Source organism: Dryocola mayonis, assembly GCF_051307045.1.
Lineage (GTDB): Bacteria > Pseudomonadota > Gammaproteobacteria > Enterobacterales > Enterobacteriaceae > Dryocola.
Genome location: NZ_CP150452.1, coordinates 3,293,609 through 3,315,555 on the forward strand (window position 1 = coordinate 3,293,609; position 21,947 = coordinate 3,315,555).

The 21,947-nt window shown below is 56.9% G+C and carries 15 protein-coding genes, 5 tRNA genes and 4 pseudogenes; 11 read left to right on the forward strand and 13 right to left on the reverse strand.

The features are described 5' to 3' along the window. Positions 1-3: 3 nt before the first annotated feature. The 11 genes and pseudogenes from nrdF to leuA all read left to right on the forward strand — a co-directional run bounded on the left by nrdF (position 4) and on the right by leuA (position 12,481). A complete protein-coding gene (gene nrdF / locus WLO32_RS15935; RefSeq protein WP_435945979.1) occupies positions 4-966 on the forward strand; it encodes a class 1b ribonucleoside-diphosphate reductase subunit beta in 963 nt (320 codons plus the stop codon). 334 nt (positions 967-1,300) lie between these two features. Further along, a pseudogene (gene proV, locus WLO32_RS15940) lies at positions 1,301-2,504 on the forward strand (glycine betaine/L-proline ABC transporter ATP-binding protein ProV). Continuing rightward, the gene (gene proW, locus WLO32_RS15945) at positions 2,497-3,591 is read left to right on the forward strand and encodes a glycine betaine/L-proline ABC transporter permease ProW (RefSeq protein ID WP_121264246.1); all 1,095 of its coding nucleotides are present in this window, start codon (positions 2,497-2,499) and stop codon (positions 3,589-3,591) included. Before proV ends, proW begins: the two are co-directional and overlap by 8 nt. Positions 3,592-3,667: 76 nt before the next feature. Further along, a complete protein-coding gene (proX, locus tag WLO32_RS15950; protein ID WP_435945981.1) occupies positions 3,668-4,660 on the forward strand; it encodes a glycine betaine/L-proline ABC transporter substrate-binding protein ProX in 993 nt (330 codons plus the stop codon). 164 nt (positions 4,661-4,824) lie between these two features. Beyond that, positions 4,825-6,003 (forward strand): MFS transporter, encoded by a 1,179-nt coding sequence (locus WLO32_RS15955; RefSeq protein ID WP_435945983.1) that lies wholly within the window; start codon positions 4,825-4,827, stop codon positions 6,001-6,003. Between the two features lie 121 nt (positions 6,004-6,124). Beyond that, a pseudogene (locus WLO32_RS15960) lies at positions 6,125-6,866 on the forward strand (AzlC family ABC transporter permease). Beyond that, positions 6,863-7,198 carry an L-valine transporter subunit YgaH gene (gene ygaH / locus WLO32_RS15965; RefSeq protein WP_435945984.1) on the forward strand — a complete coding sequence of 112 codons (336 nt, stop codon included), beginning with the start codon at positions 6,863-6,865 and terminating at the stop codon, positions 7,196-7,198. Before WLO32_RS15960 ends, ygaH begins: the two are co-directional and overlap by 4 nt. A gap of 90 nt (positions 7,199-7,288) precedes the next feature. After that, a complete protein-coding gene (gene mprA / locus WLO32_RS15970; RefSeq protein WP_435945986.1) occupies positions 7,289-7,819 on the forward strand; it encodes a transcriptional repressor MprA in 531 nt (176 codons plus the stop codon). A gap of 137 nt (positions 7,820-7,956) precedes the next feature. After that, positions 7,957-9,132 (forward strand): multidrug efflux MFS transporter periplasmic adaptor subunit EmrA, encoded by a 1,176-nt coding sequence (gene emrA, locus WLO32_RS15975; RefSeq protein WP_435945988.1) that lies wholly within the window; start codon positions 7,957-7,959, stop codon positions 9,130-9,132. Positions 9,133-9,144: 12 nt separating this feature from the next. Next, the gene (gene emrB / locus WLO32_RS15980; protein ID WP_435945990.1) at positions 9,145-10,683 is read left to right on the forward strand and encodes a multidrug efflux MFS transporter permease subunit EmrB; all 1,539 of its coding nucleotides are present in this window, start codon (positions 9,145-9,147) and stop codon (positions 10,681-10,683) included. 142 nt (positions 10,684-10,825) lie between these two features. Continuing rightward, a complete protein-coding gene (gene leuA, locus WLO32_RS15985; RefSeq protein ID WP_435945991.1) occupies positions 10,826-12,481 on the forward strand; it encodes a 2-isopropylmalate synthase in 1,656 nt (551 codons plus the stop codon). Positions 12,482-12,483: 2 nt separating this feature from the next. Here leuA and WLO32_RS15990 read toward each other — a convergent pair whose 3' ends face one another. From WLO32_RS15990 to recX, 13 genes and pseudogenes are all read right to left on the reverse strand, one after another. After that, on the reverse strand, positions 12,484-13,248 hold the full coding sequence (locus WLO32_RS15990) for an AraC family transcriptional regulator (protein WP_435945993.1): 765 nt from the start codon (positions 13,246-13,248) through the stop codon (positions 12,484-12,486). An 87-nt stretch (positions 13,249-13,335) separates the two neighbouring features. Further along, on the reverse strand, positions 13,336-13,851 hold the full coding sequence (luxS, locus tag WLO32_RS15995) for an S-ribosylhomocysteine lyase (RefSeq protein WP_435945994.1): 516 nt from the start codon (positions 13,849-13,851) through the stop codon (positions 13,336-13,338). A 152-nt stretch (positions 13,852-14,003) separates the two neighbouring features. Then, positions 14,004-15,563: a glutamate--cysteine ligase gene (gene gshA, locus WLO32_RS16000; RefSeq protein WP_435948321.1), complete on the reverse strand. Its 1,560-nt coding sequence runs from the start codon at positions 15,561-15,563 to the stop codon at positions 14,004-14,006. A gap of 76 nt (positions 15,564-15,639) precedes the next feature. Next, positions 15,640-16,068 carry a YqaA family protein gene (locus tag WLO32_RS16005; protein WP_121264214.1) on the reverse strand — a complete coding sequence of 143 codons (429 nt, stop codon included), beginning with the start codon at positions 16,066-16,068 and terminating at the stop codon, positions 15,640-15,642. Further along, positions 16,065-16,632, reverse strand: a pseudogene (gene yqaB, locus WLO32_RS16010) (fructose-1-phosphate/6-phosphogluconate phosphatase). Before yqaB ends, WLO32_RS16005 begins: the two are co-directional and overlap by 4 nt. Positions 16,633-16,973: 341 nt before the next feature. Then, positions 16,974-17,050: transfer RNA gene (locus WLO32_RS16015), tRNA-Arg, on the reverse strand. Positions 17,051-17,251: 201 nt separating this feature from the next. Further along, positions 17,252-17,328: transfer RNA gene (locus WLO32_RS16020), tRNA-Arg, on the reverse strand. Between the two features lie 68 nt (positions 17,329-17,396). Next, positions 17,397-17,473, reverse strand: a tRNA-Arg gene (locus tag WLO32_RS16025). Between the two features lie 196 nt (positions 17,474-17,669). Beyond that, positions 17,670-17,746 (reverse strand) — tRNA-Arg (locus WLO32_RS16030). Positions 17,747-17,750: 4 nt separating this feature from the next. Further along, positions 17,751-17,843 (reverse strand) — tRNA-Ser (locus tag WLO32_RS16035). A 321-nt stretch (positions 17,844-18,164) separates the two neighbouring features. Further along, positions 18,165-18,350 carry a carbon storage regulator CsrA gene (gene csrA, locus WLO32_RS16040; protein ID WP_013574027.1) on the reverse strand — a complete coding sequence of 62 codons (186 nt, stop codon included), beginning with the start codon at positions 18,348-18,350 and terminating at the stop codon, positions 18,165-18,167. Positions 18,351-18,597: 247 nt separating this feature from the next. After that, positions 18,598-21,225, reverse strand: coding sequence for an alanine--tRNA ligase (alaS, locus tag WLO32_RS16045; protein ID WP_435945996.1), 2,628 nt, complete (start codon positions 21,223-21,225; stop codon positions 18,598-18,600). Positions 21,226-21,364: 139 nt separating this feature from the next. Continuing rightward, positions 21,365-21,878, reverse strand: a pseudogene (gene recX / locus WLO32_RS16050) (recombination regulator RecX). Positions 21,879-21,947: the final 69 nt, after the last annotated feature.

Here is a 21,947-nt window from a genome sequence, read left to right on the forward strand (position 1 = left end):
AACATGACGCAGTTAACCCGCATCAGCGCCATCAACTGGAATAAAATCGAGGACGAAAAAGACCTTGAAGTCTGGAACCGGCTGACCAGCAACTTCTGGCTGCCGGAGAAGGTGCCGCTGTCTAACGATATTCCGGCCTGGCAATCGCTTGAGCATGACGAGCAGCAGCTCACCATCCGCGTGTTTACCGGCCTGACGCTGCTGGACACCATCCAGAATAACGTAGGCGCGCCGGTGCTGATGGCGGATGCCGTTACGCCGCACGAAGAGGCCGTGCTTTCCAATATCAGCTTTATGGAAGCGGTGCACGCCCGCTCCTACAGCTCGATTTTCTCCACCTTGTGCCAGACCAAAGACGTGGACGCGGCCTATGCCTGGAGCGAGGAAAACGAGCCGTTGCAGCGTAAGGCGCAGCTTATCCTCGGCCACTATCACGCAAACGACCCGCTAAAGAAAAAAATCGCCAGCGTATTTCTGGAATCTTTTCTCTTTTATTCAGGCTTTTATTTGCCGATGTACTGGTCAAGCCGCGGTAAATTAACCAACACCGCCGATCTGATCCGGCTGATTATTCGTGACGAAGCGGTGCACGGCTATTACATCGGCTATAAGTTCCAGAAGGCGCTGGCAACGCAGAGCGCGCAGCGGCAGGCCGAGCTGCAAAACTTCGCGCTGGATTTAATGATGGATCTCTTTGATAACGAAGTGGCCTACAGCGAAGCGCTGTACGGCGGCGTGGGCTGGGTAGAGGAGGTAAAAGCGTTCCTGTGCTACAACGCCAACAAGGCGCTGATGAACCTCGGCTACGGCGCGCTTTTCCCGGCGGAAATGGCGCAGGTCAACCCGGCGATTCTGGCCGCGCTTTCGCCAAACGCCGATGAAAACCATGACTTTTTCTCCGGCTCGGGCTCGTCCTACGTGATGGGTAAAGCGGTGGAAACCCAGGACGAAGACTGGGATTTTTAACACGGAGATTTAACCCGCAGCGGGCGTCGCCTGGCGTCCGCTTACCCGCTAATTTATTCATTGCGGGTCATCGTAATATATAAATATTAATTCTGTCTGAATATCGCACTATGCAGGCAGAATTATCCTCTATTGACAAAAAATATGGCTTTCCTCTGATTTGCCCGCAGCCCCCGGTATCACGGGAAATTTCGTCCGCGCTCGCCATGCGGATATTTGCATGGCAGGAAATTGAGGGTTGTCTCAGATTCTGAGTATGTTAGGGTATATCCAGGTGAATATTTCCATCAGGAATTGTGTATATATAAATTAAATATGGGATTAACTTTATTGCATGGCAATTAAATTAGAAGTAAAGAACTTATATAAAGTATTTGGTGAGCATCCGCAACGCGCATTCAAATATATAGAAAAAGGTTTATCCAAAGCTGAAATATTAGAAAAAACAGGGCTGTCGCTTGGCGTGAAAGACGCCAGTCTGGCCATTGAAGAAGGCGAGATATTCGTCATCATGGGGTTATCCGGCTCGGGTAAATCGACCATGGTTCGCCTTCTCAATCGCCTGATTGAACCAACCCGCGGACAGGTGCTGATAGACGGCGTGGACATCGCCAAAATATCAGACACCGAGCTTCGTGAGGTGCGCAAAAATAAGATCTCCATGGTCTTCCAGTCCTTTGCTTTGATGCCTCATATGAACGTGTTAGATAACACGGCGTTCGGGATGGAATTAGCGGGTATGCCGCTGGCGGAACGTCACGAAAAAGCGCTTGATGCCCTGCGTCAGGTAGGGCTTGATACTTATGCCCACGCTTATCCGGACGAACTTTCCGGCGGTATGCGGCAGCGTGTGGGTTTAGCCCGCGCGCTAGCTATTAATCCAGACATATTATTAATGGATGAAGCCTTCTCGGCCCTCGATCCTTTAATTCGTACTGAAATGCAGGACGAATTAGTGAAACTGCAGGCGAAACACCAGCGCACCATCGTATTTATTTCTCACGACTTAGATGAGGCCATGCGTATCGGCGACAGAATCGCCATTATGCAGGGCGGCGAAGTGGTGCAGGTCGGCACGCCGGATGAAATTCTTAATAATCCGGCCAACGACTATGTGCGAACCTTCTTCCGCGGCGTGGATATCAGCCAGGTATTTAGCGCAAAAGATATCGCCCGCCGCAGTCCGGCAGGCCCTGCTGCGCAAAACCACCGGCTTTGGCCCGCGCTCCGCGCTGAAACTGCTGCAGGATGACGACCGCGAATATGGCTACGTCATTGAACGCGGACAGAAATTCCTCGGCATCGTCTCGACCGATTCACTAAAAGCCGCGCTGGCCGCGGGGCTTGGTTTAGACAATGCGTTTCTGGAATCCCCGGCGGCGGTCTCCGCCGACACGTCACTGAGCGATATGCTCACCCATGTAGGCCAGGCGCCGTGCGCGGTGCCCGTCGTGGGCGAGGAAAATCAGTACGTGGGCGTCATCTCGAAAGGGGTGCTGCTGCAGGCATTAGATCGTGAGGGGACAACCAATGAGTGATTCAACTAATCCGTGGGATACCGGTAGCGTGGCTGCCGATACGACAACAAACCAGGCCGCGCCCGCAGCCGACGCATGGGGCAGCCAGCCCGCCGCCACGCCGGACGCAGGCAGCGGCGCCGACTGGCTGAATTCAGCGCCTGCGCCGCAGGCTGAACATTTCAATATTCTCGATCCGTTTCATAAAACGCTAATCCCGCTCGACAGCTGGGTAACGCACGGCATTGACTGGATTGTGACCAACTTCCGTCCGGTGTTCCAGGGCATTCGCGTGCCGGTGGATTATATCCTGAGCGGCTTCCAGCAGCTGCTGCTGGGGATGCCCGCGCCGGTGGCGATCATCGTGTTCGCGCTGATCGCCTGGCAGATGTCCAGCCTCGGCATGGGCGTCGCGACGCTGGTTTCACTGGTGGCGATAGGCGCGATAGGCGCCTGGTCGCAGGCGATGGTGACCCTGGCCCTGGTACTGACGGCGCTGCTGTTCTGTATGGTTATCGGGCTGCCGCTTGGCATCTGGCTTGCCAGAAGCGAACGCGCCGCGAAGTTTATCCGTCCGCTGCTGGATGCGATGCAGACCACGCCGGCGTTCGTTTATCTGGTGCCGATTGTCATGCTGTTCGGTATCGGCAACGTGCCGGGCGTGGTGGTGACGATTATCTTCGCCCTGCCGCCCATCGTGCGTCTGACGATCCTCGGCATTAAACAGGTGCCCGAAGATCTCATCGAGGCCGCCCGTTCGTTCGGCGCCAGCCCGCGCCAGATGTTATTCAAAGTACAGTTACCGCTGGCCATGCCAACCATTATGGCAGGTGTAAACCAGACGCTGATGCTCGCCCTCTCCATGGTAGTGATCGCCTCGATGATCGCCGTTGGCGGGCTTGGCCAGATGGTACTGCGCGGTATCGGCCGCCTCGACATGGGGCTTGCCACCGTTGGCGGCGTGGGGATTGTTATCCTCGCCATTATTCTCGACCGCCTGACCCAGTCCATTGGCCGCGATTCGCGCAGCCGTGGCAACCGCCGCTGGTATACAACCGGCCCATTGGGTCTATTGACCCGTCCCTTCAGCAAGGTGAATAAGCGCTAGCGCTATCCACCCTCTCACCACTCTCCGGCGGGCGGCGCTACGCTTAACCCGCCCTACGACAAAAAAAGGATTAACGATGCGACACACTGCTATTTTAGCCACGGCCCTTGCCACACTCGTTACCACCGGCGCCTTTGCCGCCGACCTGCCGGGCAAAGGCATTACCGTTCAGCCTGTGCAAAGCACCATCTCCGAAGAAACCTTCCAGACGCTGCTGGTTGGCCGCGCGCTGGAAAAAATGGGCTACACCGTAAGCAAGCCAAGCGAAGTTGACTACAACGTGGCTTACACTTCCATTGCCTCAGGCGACGCCACTTTTATCGCCACTAACTGGAAGCCTCTGCACGACGATATGTATGCGGCCGCAGGCGGCGACAAAAAGTTTTACCGCGAGGGTAACTACGTCGAGGGCGCAGCTCAGGGCTACCTCATCGATAAGAAAACCGCCGAGCAGTACAAAATCACCAATATCGAGCAGTTAAAAGATCCGAAGATCGCCAAACTGTTCGATACCAACGGCGACGGCAAAGCGGATATGACCGGCTGTACCCCAGGCTGGGGCTGCGAAGCGGTCATCAATCACCAGATTGAGGCTTATGGCCTGAGCAAAACCGTGGTGCATAACCAGGGCAACTATTCCGCGATGATCGCCGACACCATTACCCGCCATAAAGAAGGCAAGCCGATTCTGTACTACACCTGGACGCCGTACTGGGTGAGCGACGTGATGGTGCCGGGCAAAGACGTGGTATGGCTGCAGGTGCCGTTCTCCTCCATGCCGGGCGAGCAGAAAAACATCGACACCAAGCTGCCAAACGGCGCTAACTACGGCTTCCCGGTGAACACCATGCACATCGTTGCCAACAAAGCCTGGGCCCAGAAAAACCCGCAGGCGGCAAAACTGTTCAGCCTGATGAAGCTGCCGCTGGCGGATATCAACGCGCAGAACGCGATGATGCATAACGGACACGCTTCTGAAGCGGCCATTCAGGGCCACGTCGACGGCTGGATCAAAGCTCACCAGGCGCAGTTCGACGGCTGGGTGAACGAGGCGTTAGCGACTAAGTAACGCCCCGGCGGGTGGCGCCTTGCTTACCCGCCCTACAGAGTGTAGGGCAGGTAAGCGAAGCGCCATCCATCACAGGCCTCCTTCCCTTTACCGCACAATCCGACTTCTGCATCCATTAATTTTCGTTATTATTCCCGCTCCATCCTCACCAGTAGAAAATAACAATGAAAAATTCCGCACATGGACTAAGCCCGGCGCTGATTGTCCTGATGTCCGTTGCGACCGGGCTGGCGGTTGCCAGCAACTATTACGCCCAGCCCCTGCTCGACACCATCGCTCGCGCCTTTTCCCTTTCCATTAATCAGGCCGGCTTTATCGTTACCGCCGCGCAGCTCGGCTATGCGGCAGGGCTTCTGCTGCTGGTGCCGCTGGGCGATATGTTTGAGCGCCGCGGGCTTATCGTCCTGATGACCCTGCTGGCCGCAGGCGGCATGCTGATCACCGCCGCCAGCCAGACGCTGTGGATGATGATCCTCGGCACGGCGCTGACCGGCCTGTTCTCCGTCGTAGCGCAGATTCTGGTGCCGCTGGCCGCCCATCTTGCCGAGCCGGAAAAACGCGGGAAAGTTGTCGGCACTATTATGAGCGGCCTGCTGCTGGGCATTCTGCTGGCGCGCACCGTCGCAGGTTTGCTGGCGGACATCGGCGGCTGGCGCACCGTTTATTGGGTGGCGAGCGTGCTGATGGTGCTGATGGCGGCGGCGCTGTGGCGCGGTCTGCCGACGGTAAAACAGGAAAACCACCTCAACTATCCGCAGCTGCTTGGCTCCGTCTTTAGCCTGTTTATCAACAACAGCCTGCTGCGCACCCGGGCGGCGTTGGGCTGCCTGACCTTTGCCAACTTCAGCATCCTGTGGACGCCGATGGCGTTTTTACTGGCTTCGCCGCCGTTTAACTTCTCCGAAGGGATTATCGGCCTGTTCGGGCTGGCCGGCGCGGCGGGAGCGTTAGGCGCGCGTCCCGCCGGTAGTTTGGCGGATAAAGGCAAAGCGCACCTCACCACCACCATTGGCCTGGCGGCGCTGCTGCTGTCCTGGATCGCCACCGCGCTGGGGCAGTTCTCGGTCATCGCGCTGATCGTCGGCATTCTTGTGCTCGACCTCACGGTTCAGGGCGTGCATATCACCAACCAGACGGTGATTTATCGCATAATGCCGCAGGCGCGCAACCGCCTGACCGCCGGCTACATGACCAGCTACTTTATCGGCGGCGCGGCCGGCTCGCTGATCTCGGCCAGCGCCTATCAGCACGCCGGCTGGAACGGGGTATGTATCGCAGGCGCGGTTATGGCCCTACTAAATCTGGTGGTGTGGTGGCGAGGCTATCACCGTCAGGCGCAGTGACCCTAATCCTTTATATCCTCCGTGGGCATTTGGGGGTGTTAAGGCCAGGGACACTCTGTTAAGGTTGTCCCTGATTATTAATTCGAGTGACATTAACGCCGGTTATTTATAAATAATTAATATGGAAAGTCCCGCAACAATTTCTACCGATGATTATCAAACCGAAGCGACCTGGGCTGAAGGGCTAAAAGATAGCCTGCCGATCGTCATAAGCTATCTTCCCGTCGCTTTCGCCTTCGGTCTTAACGCCACCAAACTGGGATTTACCCCGCTCGAAAGCCTATTTTTCTCCTGCGTTATTTACGCCGGCGCCAGCCAGTTTGTGATCACCGCGCTGCTTGCGGCGGGCAGCTCCCTGTGGGTTGCCGCGCTCACCGTTATGGCAATGGATGTGCGCCACGTGCTTTACGGCCCTTCCCTGCGCAGCCGCATCGCCAGTACGCTCAGCAAACCGAAAACCGCCGTCTGGGCCTTTGGCCTGACGGACGAAGTGTTCGCCGCCGCCACCGCGAAGCTGGTAAGAGATAACCGCCGCTGGAGCGAAAACTGGATGATCGGCATCGCCTTCAGCTCGTGGTTTTCCTGGGTGCTCGGCACGGCGCTGGGCGCCTGGTCCGGCAACGGCCTGCTTGACGGCTTCCCGGCGGTGGAAGCCGCGCTGAGCTTTATGCTGCCTGCGCTGTTCTTAAGCTTCCTGCTCGCATCTTTCCAGCGTAAACAATCCTGGACCGTGACCGCGGGCCCTTGCGGGCGCGCTGCTGGGCGTCACCCTGGTGTCGATTCCGGCGGCCATTCTGGCGGGCATTACCTGCGGCTGCCTGGCGGCGCTGGTACAGGCGTTCCGCCATGAGGAGGCCATATGAGCACGCAGGTACTGCTGCTCGGCCTGCTGGTCGGTTTAGCTAACTATTTATTCCGCTATTTACCGCTACGCCTGCGGGCGAACTCCACGCGTCCGGCAAAACGCGGGGCTGCCGGCGTGCTGCTCGACAGCATTGGCATCGCGTCTATCTGCGCGCTGCTGGTGGTTTCGTGCGCGCCGGAAATCATGCAGGACAGCAGGCGCACGCTGCCAACGCTTGTCGGCTTTGCCGTCCTTGGCATGAGTTTTTACAAAACCCGCAGCATTATCATTTCTACGCTGCTTAGCGCTCTGGGTTATGGATTAGCCTGGAAACTCATGATGGTGATCTAAGCCAAAGGGTTAAAAACGTTTAAACAATACGTTTACTTTATTTGTCACCATCGTTACTATATCGGCTGCAACTAATGAGGTTATGCCAAAATGGATAGTTCGTTTACGCCCATTGAACAAATGCTAAAATTTCGCGCCAAGCGCCATCAGGATTTCCCGTACCAGGAGATTCTGCTGACCCGTCTGTGCATGCATATGCAGGGTAAGCTGCTGGAAAACCGCAATAAAATGCTGAAAGCTCAGGGGATTAACGAAACGTTATTTATGGCGTTAATCACCCTTGAGTCCCAGGAGAACCACAGCATTCAGCCGTCCGAGCTGAGCTGCGCGCTGGGTTCGTCGCGCACCAACGCGACGCGCATCGCCGATGAGCTGGAAAAACGCGGCTGGATTGAACGCCGCGAGAGCGACAACGACCGCCGCTGTCTGCACCTGCAGCTGACCGATAAAGGCCACGACTTCCTGCGTCAGGTTCTGCCGCCGCAGCATAACTGCCTGCATGAGCTGTGGTCCTCGCTTAGCGCAGCTGAAAAAGAGCAGCTGGAAGCCATCACCCGCAAGCTGCTTAACCGCCTTGACCAGATGGATGAAGAACAGACCGTGCTTGAAGCCGTGCGCTAAGCAACCGCCGTCAGACCTAATCGCGTGTCCCAATAAGAAATGACAACTCAGAGGCCAGCAACTCACCTTGCTGGCCTCTGGGATCTAACAGGCCGGCCTTTAGCCGGCCACAATAATAAAAAAGTGTGGAGATAAGCATGAGCGCACATGCGGAGACTCAAACCCCGCAGCAACCGGTAAACAAGAAAGGCAAACGTAAAGGCGCCCTTCTCCTGTTGACCCTGTTGTTCGTAATTATTGCCGTGGCATATGGGATCTATTGGTTTTTGGTATTGCGTCACTACGAAAATACGGACGATGCGTATGTGGCAGGAAATCAGGTGCAGATTATGTCCCAGGTTTCCGGCAGCGTAACCAAGGTGTGGGTCGATAATACCGACTTCGTCAAACAGGGCGACGTGCTGGTCACCCTCGACCAGGCCGACGCCGAACAGGCGTTCGATAAGGCGCAGACCGTGCTGGCCTCCAGCGTGCGTCAAACGCGCCAGCAGATGATCAACAGCAAGCAGTATCAGGCCAATATCGAGCTGAAAAAGACCGCTCTGGCGCAGGCGCAAAGCGACCTGAACCGCCGCGTGCCTTTAGGCAGCGCGAACCTGATTGGCCGTGAAGAGCTGCAGCACGCGCGCGACGCCGTCGCATCCGCGCAGGCCGATCTTGACGTTGCCGTTCAGCAGTACAACGCCAATCAGGCGATGATTCTGGGCACCAGGCTCGAAGACCAGCCGAACGTGAAGCAGGCCGCCGCCGATTTACGCAACGCGTGGATGGAGCTGCAGCGCACCAAAATCGTCAGCCCGATGACCGGCTATGTTTCCCGCCGCGCTGTGCAGGTTGGCGCGCAAATCAGCCCGACAACGCCTCTGATGGCTATCGTACCGGCCAGCGGGCTGTGGGTGGATGCGAACTTCAAAGAGACGCAGCTTGCGCATATGCGTATCGGCCAGCCGGCCACGGTCGTCAGCGATATTTACGGCGACAACGTGGAATACACCGGCAAAGTGGTTGGTCTGGATATGGGCACCGGCAGCGCCTTCTCGTTGCTGCCTGCGCAGAACGCCACCGGTAACTGGATCAAGGTGGTTCAGCGCCTGCCGGTCCGCATCGAGCTGGATGCGAAACAGCTTGAACAGCATCCGCTGCGCATTGGCCTGTCTACCCTGGTCACCGTCGATACCTCAAACCGCGACGGCAGCGTGCTGGCAAGCCAGGCCCGTAGCTCACCCGCGTATGAAAGCAACGCGCGTGAGCTGAATCTGGCGCCGGTTAACGAGCTGATAAACCAGATTATTCAGGCAAATGCGGGTCAATAAAGCGGAGGTTGTATGGCACAGCAAAAACCGCTAGAAGGCGCCCAGCTGGTCATCATGACCATCGCATTGTCGATGGCGACCTTTATGCAGGTGCTGGACTCCACCATCGCCAACGTGGCAATCCCGACGATTGCCGGCAACCTTGGCTCATCCATGAGCCAGGGGACGTGGGTCATTACCTCGTTCGGGGTGGCAAACGCCATCTCGATCCCGCTTACCGGCTGGCTTGCCAAACGCATCGGCGAAGTCAAACTGTTCATGTGGTCGACGATACTCTTCGTTATCGCCTCCTGGGCGTGCGGCGTTTCCCACAGTCTGGAAATGCTGATCTTCTTCCGCGTGATTCAGGGGATTGTCGCCGGGCCGTTAATTCCCCTTTCGCAAAGCCTGCTGCTCAATAACTATCCTCCGGCAAAGCGAAGCATCGCGCTGGCGCTGTGGTCGATGACGGTGATCGTGGCGCCTATCTGCGGGCCGATTCTCGGCGGCTATATCAGCGATAACTACCACTGGGGCTGGATCTTCTTTATCAACGTGCCGATCGGCGCGGCGGTGGTATTGATGACCCTGCAAACGCTGCGCGGACGCGAAACGAAAACGGAGCATCGCCGCATTGACGCCGTCGGCCTTGCGCTGCTGGTGGTCGGTATCGGCAGCTTGCAGATTATGCTCGACCGCGGCAAAGAGCTGGACTGGTTCAACTCCACGGAAGTCGTGGCGTTAACCGTGATAGCGGTGGTGACGATAAGCTTCCTGATAGTCTGGGAGCTGACGGATGAAAATCCGATAGTCGACCTGTCGCTGTTTAAGTCGCGAAACTTCACCATCGGCTGCCTGTGTATCAGCCTTGCCTACATGCTCTACTTCGGCGCGATAGTGCTGCTGCCGCAGCTGCTGCAGGAGGTATACGGCTACACGGCGACCTGGGCGGGCCTGGCCTCGGCGCCGGTTGGGCTGATTCCGGTGCTGCTCTCGCCGATAATCGGCCGCTTCGCCCACAGGCTCGACATGCGCCGCCTGGTAACGTTCAGCTTTATTATGTACGCGGTCTGCTTCTACTGGCGCGCGTATACCTTCGAACCGGGAATGGACTTTGGCGCGTCGGCCTGGCCGCAGTTTATCCAGGGCTTCGCCGTGGCGTGCTTCTTTATGCCGCTGACCACCATTACCCTGTCCGGGCTGCCGCCGGAGCGCATGGCCGCGGCATCGAGCCTGTCGAACTTTACCCGTACGCTTGCCGGTTCGATTGGCACATCGATAACCACCACGCTGTGGACCAACCGCGAGGCGCTGCACCACGCGCAGCTAAGCGAGTCGGTCACGCCGTTTAATCCGAATGCCATGGAAACCTATAACCAGCTGCAGGGGTTGGGGATGACGCAGCAGCAGGCTTCCGGCTATATCGCGCAGCAGATAACCAACCAGGGGCTGATTATCTCCGCCAACGAGATATTCTGGATCTCAGCAGGCATATTCCTTCTGCTGTTAGGCCTGATTTGGTTCGCCAAACCGCCGTTTGGCGCGGGCGGCGGAGGCGGCGGCGCGCACTAGCGCAAAAAGTGAAAGGGGCCCGCCGGCCCCTTTTTTTCTGCGTTGCCTGGCGGATTCACAGCACAGGTTGTCAGTTTTGCGTCAGTAACCTTCTGCGGTAAGGGTCAGGATAAAGGCTGACCCACGGCCCAGGAGAACCGCCATGCTGCAAGACCCGTCGCAAAAATACCTTCCGCACCCGCCGATTTCACTGCCGGACCGGCAGTGGCCCAACAGGCAGTTAACCCAGGCGCCGCGCTGGCTTTCCACCGACCTGCGTGACGGCAACCAGGCGCTGGCCGAGCCGATGGACGGCGAGCGCAAGCTGCGCTTCTGGGAACTGCTGCTCGGATGCGGTTTCAAAGAAATCGAGGTGGCTTTTCCGGCAGCGTCGCAAACGGACTTCCAGTTTGTTCGCCAGCTGATTGAAGAGCGGCGCATACCCGAGGACGTCACCATTCAGGTGCTGACCCAGGCGCGCGCCGACCTCATCGAAAGAACCTTTGCCGCGCTTGAGGGCGCAAACCGCGCCACGGTGCATCTTTATAACGCCACCGCCCCGCTCTTTCGCCGCCTGGTATTCCGCCAGAGCAAAGAGGAGATCGTCCAGCTTGCCGTCAGCGCCACACGCCAGATTCGAGCGTTGTGTGAAGCAAACCCGCAGACGTTCTGGAGCTACGAATACTCCCCGGAGACGTTTTGCTTTACCGAGCCTGATTTCGCCCTGCAAATCTGCGAGGCGGTGGCCAACGTCTGGGAACCCTGCGCCGAAAGGCCGATGATCCTCAACCTGCCCGCGACCGTGGAGGTCAATACCCCGAACGTCTATGCCGATCGAATAGAGCATTTCTGCCGCCGCTTTTCGCGGCGCGGCGCGGTGTGCATCAGCGTGCATCCGCACAACGACCGGGGAAGCGGCGTCGCCAGCGCCGAACTGGCGTTACTTGCGGGAGCCGACCGCGTCGAGGGCTGTCTGTTCGGTAACGGAGAGCGCACCGGAAACGTCTGCCTGGTGACCATGGCCATGAACCTCTACAGCCAGGGCATTTCGCCGCGGCTGGACTTCAGCAACATGAAGGAGGTTGTCGAACGGGTCGAGCAATGCAATCAGCTGCCGGTACACCCGCGCCATCCCTATGCCGGAAAGCTGGCCTTTACCGCCTTTTCAGGCTCGCATCAGGACGCTATTAAAAAAGGCTTCACGGCTCGCCAGCACGCCTCTTCGCCGCTGTGGGAGATGCCCTACCTGCCCGTCGACCCGAACGACATCGGCTGTAGCTATGAAGCGGTGATCCGCGTTAACAGCCAGTCCGGCAAAAGCGGCGCGGCCTGGATACTGGAGCAAAACCACGGCCTGGTGCTGCCGCGCGCCCTGCAGCAGGACTTTAGCCGCCATGTGCAGACGCAGACCGACCGGGAGGGCAACGAGATGACGCTCAGCGCCATCTGGCAGCTGTTCCGCGAGCTGTACGGGCCTCATCGGCTCGCCGGGCGGCAGCTGCTGGATTATCGCAGTGAAAGCCAGGCGGACGGCGCGCTTTCGCTGTACGCGCGTATCCAGACGGCGGAAGGCATTATGACTTTGCAGGGCAAAGGCAACGGCCTGCTCTCCGCCGCCGCTGACGCCCTGAAAGCCAGGTTCAACGTTGTTTTTGCCATTGAGGATTACCACGAGCATACCCTTGGCAGGCACAGCGAAAGCCGCTCGGCGGCCTATATCCGCTGCACCTTCGCCAGAGGCGAAAGCCGCTGGGGGGTGGGCATCGACAACGACGTCGCGCGGGCTTCGCTTCAGGCTTTGCTTAACGCCCTGCCGTAAGGCTAGCCGGCGTGGAAGTAATCGCTCGGGGAAACGCCAAGGATACGGCGAAACATGGCGCTGAACGCGCTGTGGCTTTCGTAGCCGAGGTCCAGCGCAACGCGCAGAACCGACTGCCCCTGCGCAAGACGATCCAGCGCCTCCATCAGCCTTGCGCGCCGCACCCACTCGCTGAACGCCAGCCCGGTTTGCTGGCGGAAATGCCGCAGCAGGGTTCGTTCGCTTACGTTGAGCAGCGCCGCGGCCATGGCGGTAGTCCAGGCTTTACCCGGCTCGGCCTGAATCTGCCGGCATAAAGCCAGCAGCGCAGGCGCTTTCGGCTCCGGAAGATTAAACGGCAGCATTGTCATCACGCGGATCTCATCGAGGATCAGCTCGTAGATGCGCTCCTCCCGGCTGCCGGCCTCGTAGCGCTCCGGCAGCGCAAGCGCGTTGATAATCAGCTCGCGCAGCAGAGCGGAAATCTGTACGACCTGGCAGACCGAAGGTAAATCCGCGCGGGCAAAAGGGTCGACAAACAGCGTTCTTGCCGCAACGTGCCCCGTGGCCTGAAGACGATGCCTCGTCCCGGCAGGCAGCCATACGCCGCGGCTGGGCGGCACTATCCAAAAACCCTGCCCGGTTTCCACCCGCACCACGCCGCTGAGCGTGTGCAGCAGCTGCGCGCAGTCGTGGCTGTGCCAGGGCTCCGTGGCGCCATGAGGATAGTCATGCGCGAAAGGAACCAGCGGCCGCGTGGCGAAGCTGAATTGCAGGGTGGTGGACATAGGTCTGTTTCTGAATAAAAAGATGAAGATAGCACAGGCGAGCAGTAAAAAAAGGAGCCGGCTGGCTCCTTTTTATGGCGTAGCAGACTAGATATGCAGCTCTTTTAGCTTCTCTTTCGGCAGCGCCAGCTCGTCATTGCTGTTGACGGTAACGCCGTGCTCAAGAATATGACGCGCGATGTCCTGCGCTTCCTGCAAAGAGTGCATGTGGTAGGTGCCGCACTGATACACGTTCAGCTCAGGGATCTGGTTTTGCTCTTTCACCTTCAGCACGTCTTCCATTGCCGCCTTCCAGGCATCGGCGACGCGGGTTTCGTCCGGCACGCCGATCAGGCTCATGTAGAAACCGGTGCGGCAGCCCATTGGCGAAATATCGATGATCTCGACACCGTTGCCGTTGAGATGGTCACGCATGAAGCCTGCAAATAAATGCTCCAGGGTGTGGATCCCTTTTTCCGGCATCACTTCCTTGTTCGGAATACAAAAGCGCAGATCAAACACGGTGATGGTATCGCCGTGTGGCGTGTGCATTGTTTTGGCTACACGCACTGCTGGCGCACCCATGCGAGTATGGTCGACTGTGAAGCTATCCAACAACGGCATCTGGTCACCTCCGATAAGTGATTTTTTTTAAAATAAAATGAACCATTCTGTTTAACGCACGTCTGAGTATATGAAAGACGCGCATTTGTTATCATCATCCCTGTCTTCAGAGATGAATATTTTGGCCACATTGATTGTGGCCTTTTTCTTTTCTAGCGCGACTGTTTGTCAATCCACGTCTCAAACGGCTCGGTATCCCCTTCTTCAATCTCCCGCTGACGCTGCCAGGAAGCATCGTGCTCCTCCTGCAAAACGTCCGCCGTCAATATCTCCAGCGGCTCCTGAATCAGCATCTGACGATACTGCTCCGCCAGCGCAAGCCCGGTGCCACCGATACCATTATCAATCATAGAACGCAGAATGCGCGCTGAATACGTTAACTCCGGATCGTCGAAGCAGGCAACAAGCCGATCGCATACCTGTTGATATTCTTTATTGCCGGCAATGCCATCGAGCGTTTCCGCTACGCGACGTAAATCTGCGAATAAATCTTTACCCACTTTGGACAGCGGATGCTGCGCGGTTTCGCAGCCCATGCCGAGCGTCAGGCCCGGCTTGCGGCCTTCAAGGATGACGCGATTCCAGTTGGTGCGCGTACACAGCAGCTCGTCGCTGCTCATTTCCGGCGCGTCGGCCAGCACGCACCAGACCATAAACAGGTCGAGGAAGCGAATCTGCTGCTCGTCCATGCCGATAGGGGAGAACGGATTGATATCCAGCGAGCGGACCTCTATGTACTCAATGCCGCCGCGACGCAGCGCGTCCGAGGGCGATTCGCCGCTTTTCGTCACGCGCTTGGGACGAATCGGTGCATAGAGCTCATTCTCAATTTGCAGCACGTTGGTGTTAATCTGCAGGCGTTTGCCGTCTTTCTCCAGCCCAATCTTCGCAAACTCTTCCGAAGGGGTTTTAATCGCCCTCTTCAGCCCCGTAACGTAAGTTTCCAGATCGTTAAAGGTGATGCCGAGATTGCTTTGAGATTTACTGGTATAGCCAAGATCGCTCAGGCGCAAGGAGGTGGCATAGGGCAGATAATTCATGCCGCACGCTGTTTTTTCAAACGGCAGCGAGCTTTCTTTACCCTGCAGGAACGATGAGCAAATCGCCGGCGATGCGCCGAACAGATACGGGATCACCCAGCCAAAGCGATAGTAGTTGCGAATCAGACGGAAATAGCCGGCTGAAATCTCTTCTTTACCGCTTTGCGCATCCTGCACGCCCAGGCGCGCCTGCCAGAACTCCAGCGGCAGCGAGAAATTGTAGTGCACGCCGGAAATCGTCTGCATTAATGCGCCGTAGCGGTTCTTCAGACCTTCGCGATACAGGGTTTTCATACGCCCGGTGTTAGAGGAGCCGTACTGCGCCAGCTCAATGTTCTGACCGTCGGCGATATAGCACGGCATGCTCAGCGGCCACATGCGCTCTTCGCCCAGCTCGCGGGCGACATGGCGATGGATATCGCGCATAAAAGTCAGCATATGGTTGATATCGCCTTCCACCGGGGTAATAAATTCCAGCAGGGCTTCGGCGAAGTCCGTTGTGATCCATTTATGTGTCAGCGCTGAGCCGAGGCTTTCCGGGTGCCCTGTGGTTGCCAGTTCACCTGTCGGGGTAACCCGCAGCGTTTCGCGTTCAAGACCGCGACGAATGCCTTTTACTGCCTGAGGATGCTTTTCCAGCCAGGCCAGCGCCTGTGATACGTCCGGGATCAAATTGACCTCCCGCCTGTCGAATTCATTTTTATTAAGCATAATTGTAAAAGCTCGCGATGAATGCCCGCGCCCTCAATTATTGCCACCACGCCATGCCTTGTACCGTTGCAGCCGCCACAACGATATAGCGAATCGCTTTGCCAAGGCACAAAAAGAAAATTACTGGTCCCCACGCCAGACGCAGCCATCCGGCAAGCAGGCACAGAAGATCGCCAATCAAAGGCATCCAGCTCAGTAATAAAGCCGCCGGACCAAATCGGGTCAGCCAGGCGGTTGCTTTTCCCTGCCAGCGAGACTGCTTACGCGATGGGAAAAAACGTCCCAGAATAACGTTAGTCAGCCCGCCCAGGCTATTACCCATTGTTGCTATTAAGACAAGCAGCCAGGCCGGGCCAACGCCTGCCACCAGCAGCGCGACCAGCACAGCTTCCGAACTGCCGGGAAGCAAGGTGGCGCTAAGAAAACTGCTGGTGAACAAAGAAGCCAGTGACAGTATGTCACTCACAGCAAGCGAACATCCACGCCGGCCCATGCCCGCCGCACGAGCCGCTTCCAGCCCAAAGTCAGCGTCTTCAAAGACTACGCACTTCTCGGGCGCGACGGCCATTAGCTTTGCGCACAGCAGGAAAGTATCGGGAGAAGGTTTATGGTTTTTGACATGATCGGCCGCGACTACGGCCGTAAAGTAGTGACGCAGGCCAAGATGATTGAGCAACGCTTCGGCGATATCGCTCTCGCTGCCCGTGCCGACCGCCATAGGACGACGACCGTGCCATGACTTCACCACGTCAATCAAAGGGAGCGGGCGCACGGTATCAAGCAGCATAGCCCTCACCGCCTGCGTTTTTTCCAGCGCCAGATGATGTGGATCGAGATCCGCCTGATGGCTTTCGATAATGGCCTGCGCGATTCGCCAGGTCGGCGAGCCGTTCAGGGCTACCATCGCCTGCTCATCGAACTGCATGCCGTAACGCGATAATGTCTCACGCCACGCCTTGCGGTGGGTTGGTTCGGTATCGAGAATGGTTCCGTCCATATCGAAAATTAGCCCGTCGTAGCCTTCGTACATCTCATCCCTCACATCACCATACGTAGAGGCGTTACTTTAGCGTAAACAGGTAAAATTGTCGCTTATTGTGACGGAGTTAGTACAAAGGGTGATTGATTTGTAAACGCACGCTAAGAGCTGCCTGGGGCTAAACAGGAAATAAAGAATGGAAGGAAAGATGGTTTTACGCTTTCTGGAACGCTACCGTTGTTACAGGTAGCAGGGAAGATGGTGCATCCGGGAGGATTACTCACCGATGCTCGCCCTACGGGCCGTTGCTGAAGCAACGTTATCCTCCCTGGTGCTCGCGGAACGCTTTACGCTTTCTGGAACGCTACGGTTGCTACAGGTAGAAGGGAAGATGGTGCATCCGGGAGGATTCGAACCTCCGACCGCTCGGTTCGTAGCCGAGTACTCTATCCAGCTGAGCTACGGATGCATCAGGGGGGTACTGCTTTTACTGCTGATTCGACACCGCCAGACAAGCTTAGCGCTATCGATAAAGAATGGTGCACCCGGGAGGATTACTCACCGATGCTCGCCCTACGGGCCGTTGCTGAAGCAACGTTATCCTCCCTGGTGTTCGCGGAACGCTTTACGCTTTCTGGAACGCGACCCTTGCTACAGGTAGCAAGGAAGATGGTGCATCCGGGAGGATTCGAACCTCCGACCGCTCGGTTCGTAGCCGAGTACTCTATCCAGCTGAGCTACGGATGCATCAGGGGGGTGCTGCTTTTACTGCTGATTCGACACCGCCAGACAAGCTTAGCGCTATCGATAAAGAATGGTGCATCCGGGAGGATTCGAACCTCCGACCGCTCGGTTCGTAGCCGAGTACTCTATCCAGCTGAGCTACGGATGCACAGGGGGTACCGCTTTTACTGCTGATTCAATGTCACTCATCATGCCGCAACACTGATGAAGATGGTGCATCCGGGAGGATTACTCACCGATGCTCGCCCTACGGGCCGTTGCTGAAGCAACGTTATCTTCCCTGGTGCTCGCGGAAAGCTTTACGCTTTCTGGAACGCTACGGTTGCTACAGGTAGCAGGGAAAATGGTGCATCCGGGAGGATTCGAACCTCCGACCGCTCGGTTCGTAGCCGAGTACTCTATCCAGCTGAGCTACGGATGCAAAATGGCGGTGAGGCGGGGATTCGAACCCCGGATGCAGCTTTTGACCGCATACTCCCTTAGCAGGGGAGCGCCTTCAGCCTCTCGGCCACCTCACCACACGCCTCTTGCGAGTGCTTCAAGTTACTCCTGAGAGCTTCTCGTCGCTGCGTGGCGCACATATTACTTTCTGGGACTTATAAGTCAAACAATTTTTCCCGACTCGCTATCGATTGCACAAATCACATCCGATTCGCATAATTTGGAGACAAAAAGAGTGTTTTATCAACAGGCAAGATCGCTTTTTCACAAAAAAAACGCGTAAAGTTTTTCGCAGCGAAGCGATAGTCGGCATGAATCAAAGAGGGCGGGAACAAAAGAAGAGAAGAGAGGAAAGATAAAAGGAGCGCCTCGCCAGCGAACGGCGAGACGCAGTAACTTTAGTAACTCGTTTGTTGCGATTTTTCAGCCTGGATACGTTGGTAGATCTCTTCACGGTGTACAGAGACTTCTTTCGGGGCGTTCACACCAATACGAACCTGGTTGCCTTTCACCCCAAGTACAGTCACGGTCACCTCATCCCCAATCATGAGGGTCTCACCAACTCGACGAGTCAGAATAAGCATTCTTTGCTCCTTGAAAGATTAAAAGAGTCGGGTCTGTGGCGTATCCCGGCATTATCCATCATATAACGCCAAAAAGTAAGCGATGACAAACACATAAAGTGTAAGCAGTCACGGCATTACATTCTGTTATGACTAAGTTTAGCCGATATACTCAACTTCAACCTGACTTTATCATTAGCGATAATGTGCAAATGTTCGGGCGCCAGCTCACAAAATGAACCTGCGCCCGCTTACACTTTATTTTTACTTAGAGTTTAGCCGCAACCCAGGCTTCCACGCCGGCCAGCGCGCCAGGCAAGGCAGCCGCGTCTGTACCGCCCGCCTGCGCCATGTCCGGACGACCGCCGCCCTTGCCTCCAACCTGCTGCGCAACCATTCCCACCAGTTCTCCCGCCTTCACGCGGTCAGTCACGTCTTTGGAAACGCCGGCAATCAGAGAAACCTTACCTTCTGACACGGTAGCCAGAACGATTACCGCTGAGCCAAGCTGGTTTTTCAGGTCATCGACCATCGTGCGTAACAGCTTAGGTTCAACGTTGCTCAGCTCGCTCACCAACAGCTTCACGCCTTTCACTTCTACTGCCCTGCTGGAAAGGTTTGCGCTCTCCTTTGAGGCCTGCTGTTCTTTCAGCTGCTGCAGCTCTTTCTCAAGCTGACGGGTACGCTCCAGCACGGAACGCACTTTGTCATTCAGGTTCTGACTGTCGCCTTTCAGCAGCTGCGCGATGTCGTGCAGCTGGTCGCTCTGGGCATGCAGATTAGCCAGCGCGCCTTCGCCCGTGACCGCCTCAATACGGCGTACGCCGGCTGCGGTTCCTGATTCAGCAACGATGCGGAACAGGCCGATATCGCCGGTACGGCTGGCGTGCGTACCGCCGCACAGCTCGGTGGAGAAATCACCCATGCTCAGCACGCGCACGTGGTCGTCATACTTCTCGCCGAATAGCGCCATAGCGCCCTTCGCTTTCGCCGCTTCGAGATCCATTACGTTGGTTTCGATTGGCAGGTTACGACGGATTTGCGCGTTGACGATATCTTCCACAGCCCGTACTTCGGCAGGCTTCATCGCTTCAAAATGCGAGAAGTCGAAGCGCAGGCCTTTATCGTTAACCAGGGAGCCTTTCTGAGCAACATGGGTGCCCAGTACCTGGCGCAGAGCGGCGTGCAGCAAATGGGTAGCGGAGTGGTTCAGACGAATGCGCGCCCGGCGTTCTTCATCCACTTCGGCTTTCACGCTGTCGTTTACCTTCAGCACGCCGCTAACCAGCTTGCCGAGGTGGCCGATCGCCTGACCGTATTTCTGCGTGTCGCTCACGGCGAAGTCGATGCCGTTGCCTTTGATAGCGCCTTTATCGCCAACCTGGCCGCCGGATTCGCCGTAGAACGGCGTCTCATCCAGCACCACCACCGCTTCCTGACCGGCTTCAATCTGATTAACAGACTTACCGTCAACAAACAGCGCGGTTACCTTAGCGTTCAGATCGAGATGATCGTAGCCTTTAAAGGCGGAGGCAGAATCCACGCGGATCATGCTGTTGTAGTCGGCGCCGAAACCGCTGGACTCGCGCGCGCGGCGGCGCTGCTCTTCCATTGCGGCTTCAAAACCGGCTTCGTCTACTTTCAGGTTGCGTTCGCGGCAGACATCCGCCGTCAGATCAACCGGGAAGCCGTAGGTGTCATACAGACGGAAGGCGGTTTCGCCGTCCAGCGTATCGCCCTGCAGGTTTGCCAGCTCTTCATCCAGCAGCGCGAGACCGCGCTCCAGGGTACGGGCAAACTGCTCTTCTTCCGTTTTCAGAACCTGCTCAACCAACGCCTGCTGGCTTTTCAGCTCGTCGCCGGCGGAGCCCATGACGTCGACCAGCGGACCTACCAGCTTGTAGAAGAAGGTGTCTTTCGCGCCAAGCATGTTGCCATGACGAATTGCGCGACGAATGATGCGACGCAGAACGTAGCCACGGCCTTCGTTAGATGGCGTCACGCCGTCGGCGACGAGGAAGGCGCAGGAACGAATATGGTCGGCGATCACGCGTAAAGACTTGCTGGCCAGATCCGTCGCGCCGGTCACCCGGGCGACGGACTGAATCAGCTTGCTGAACAGATCGATTTCATAGTTGGAGTTAACGTGCTGCAGAACGGCGGCGATACGCTCCAGACCCATACCGGTATCAACCGACGGCTTCGGCAGCGGCAGCATGGTGCCGTCCTGCTGACGGTTGAACTGCATGAAAACGATGTTCCAGATTTCGATATAGCGGTCGCCGTCTTCTTCAGGGCTGCCCGGAGGGCCGCCCCAGATATGGTCGCCGTGATCGAAGAAAATCTCGGTACACGGACCGCAAGGGCCGGTGTCGCCCATCTGCCAGAAGTTGTCCGACGCGTAGGCGGCGCCTTTGTTGTCGCCGATGCGGATAATGCGCTCGCGCGGAACGCCAACTTCTTTTTCCCAGATGTCAAAGGCTTCGTCGTCGGTTTCGTATACGGTCACCCACAGACGATCTTTTGGCAGGTTGAACCATTGTTCGCCGGTCAGCAGCTCCCAGGCGAAGTTGATGGCGTCGTGTTTGAAGTAGTCGCCGAAGCTGAAGTTACCCAGCATTTCGAAGAAAGTATGGTGGCGCGCGGTGTAACCGACGTTTTCCAGGTCATTGTGTTTACCCCCGGCGCGCACGCAGCGTTGTGACGTTGTGGCACGGGAATAGTTACGCTTATCGAGACCCAGGAATACATCCTTGAACTGGTTCATCCCGGCGTTGGTAAACAGCAAAGTCGGATCGTTATTCGGCACCAGGGAGCTGCTCGCTACAACCTGGTGACCTTTACTATGGAAAAAATCGAGAAACGCCTGACGGATCTCAGCGGTGCTCTTGCTCATAATTATCCTGAAATCAAGCTAACGAAGAGTTGTAAACCAGACATCACCCGCAGCGATGCTGAAGAGACGACCAGTTTACCTGGAAAAAAGTGGGAATAAGATAAGTTTTCTTACCGGGGAAGTAAAATCCCGTATGAGCCTAATCGTTAAAATTTCGGTAGATGCCCTGGATATCTTCCATGAAGAAACCACGATACAGAAGAAAACGCTGCACTTTGGCACGCTCTTTCCACTCCGTCGGCAGCGGCTCGCCAAACTTTCTTTCCGCCATTTCCCGCGCCATCGCCTGCCAGTCCACTTCGCACGCCATCATGGGCCGCCTCCCCCGTTGCCCGGTCAATGCCTTTTTGCTGCAGCTCCTGGCGGATACGCTGCGGCCCATAGCCTTTACGGCTGCGGCTGGCGATAAAACGCGCGGCAAACTGGGCGTCGTCCAGCCAGCGATGCTCGTAGCACCAGGCAATGACCTTTTCGATATCTTCGGGGGTAAAATCCGGCTGTTCAGCTTTATGGCTGCCGGGGAAAGTTGGCGCCGAGGCAAGCTTGCGGCGCAGTTCATGTTCGCTGTGATCGCGCATAGCGAGGATCCGGGTGGCTTTATCCAGCAGGCGGGCGTAAGCGCTGCGGCGGGGCGTTGGGCTTGATTCAGGCATAAAAAGATAACCTGTGAAGAAGAGAATAGTATGAGGGTATGGCGTTATGGCAGAAATGAACAGGGGCTG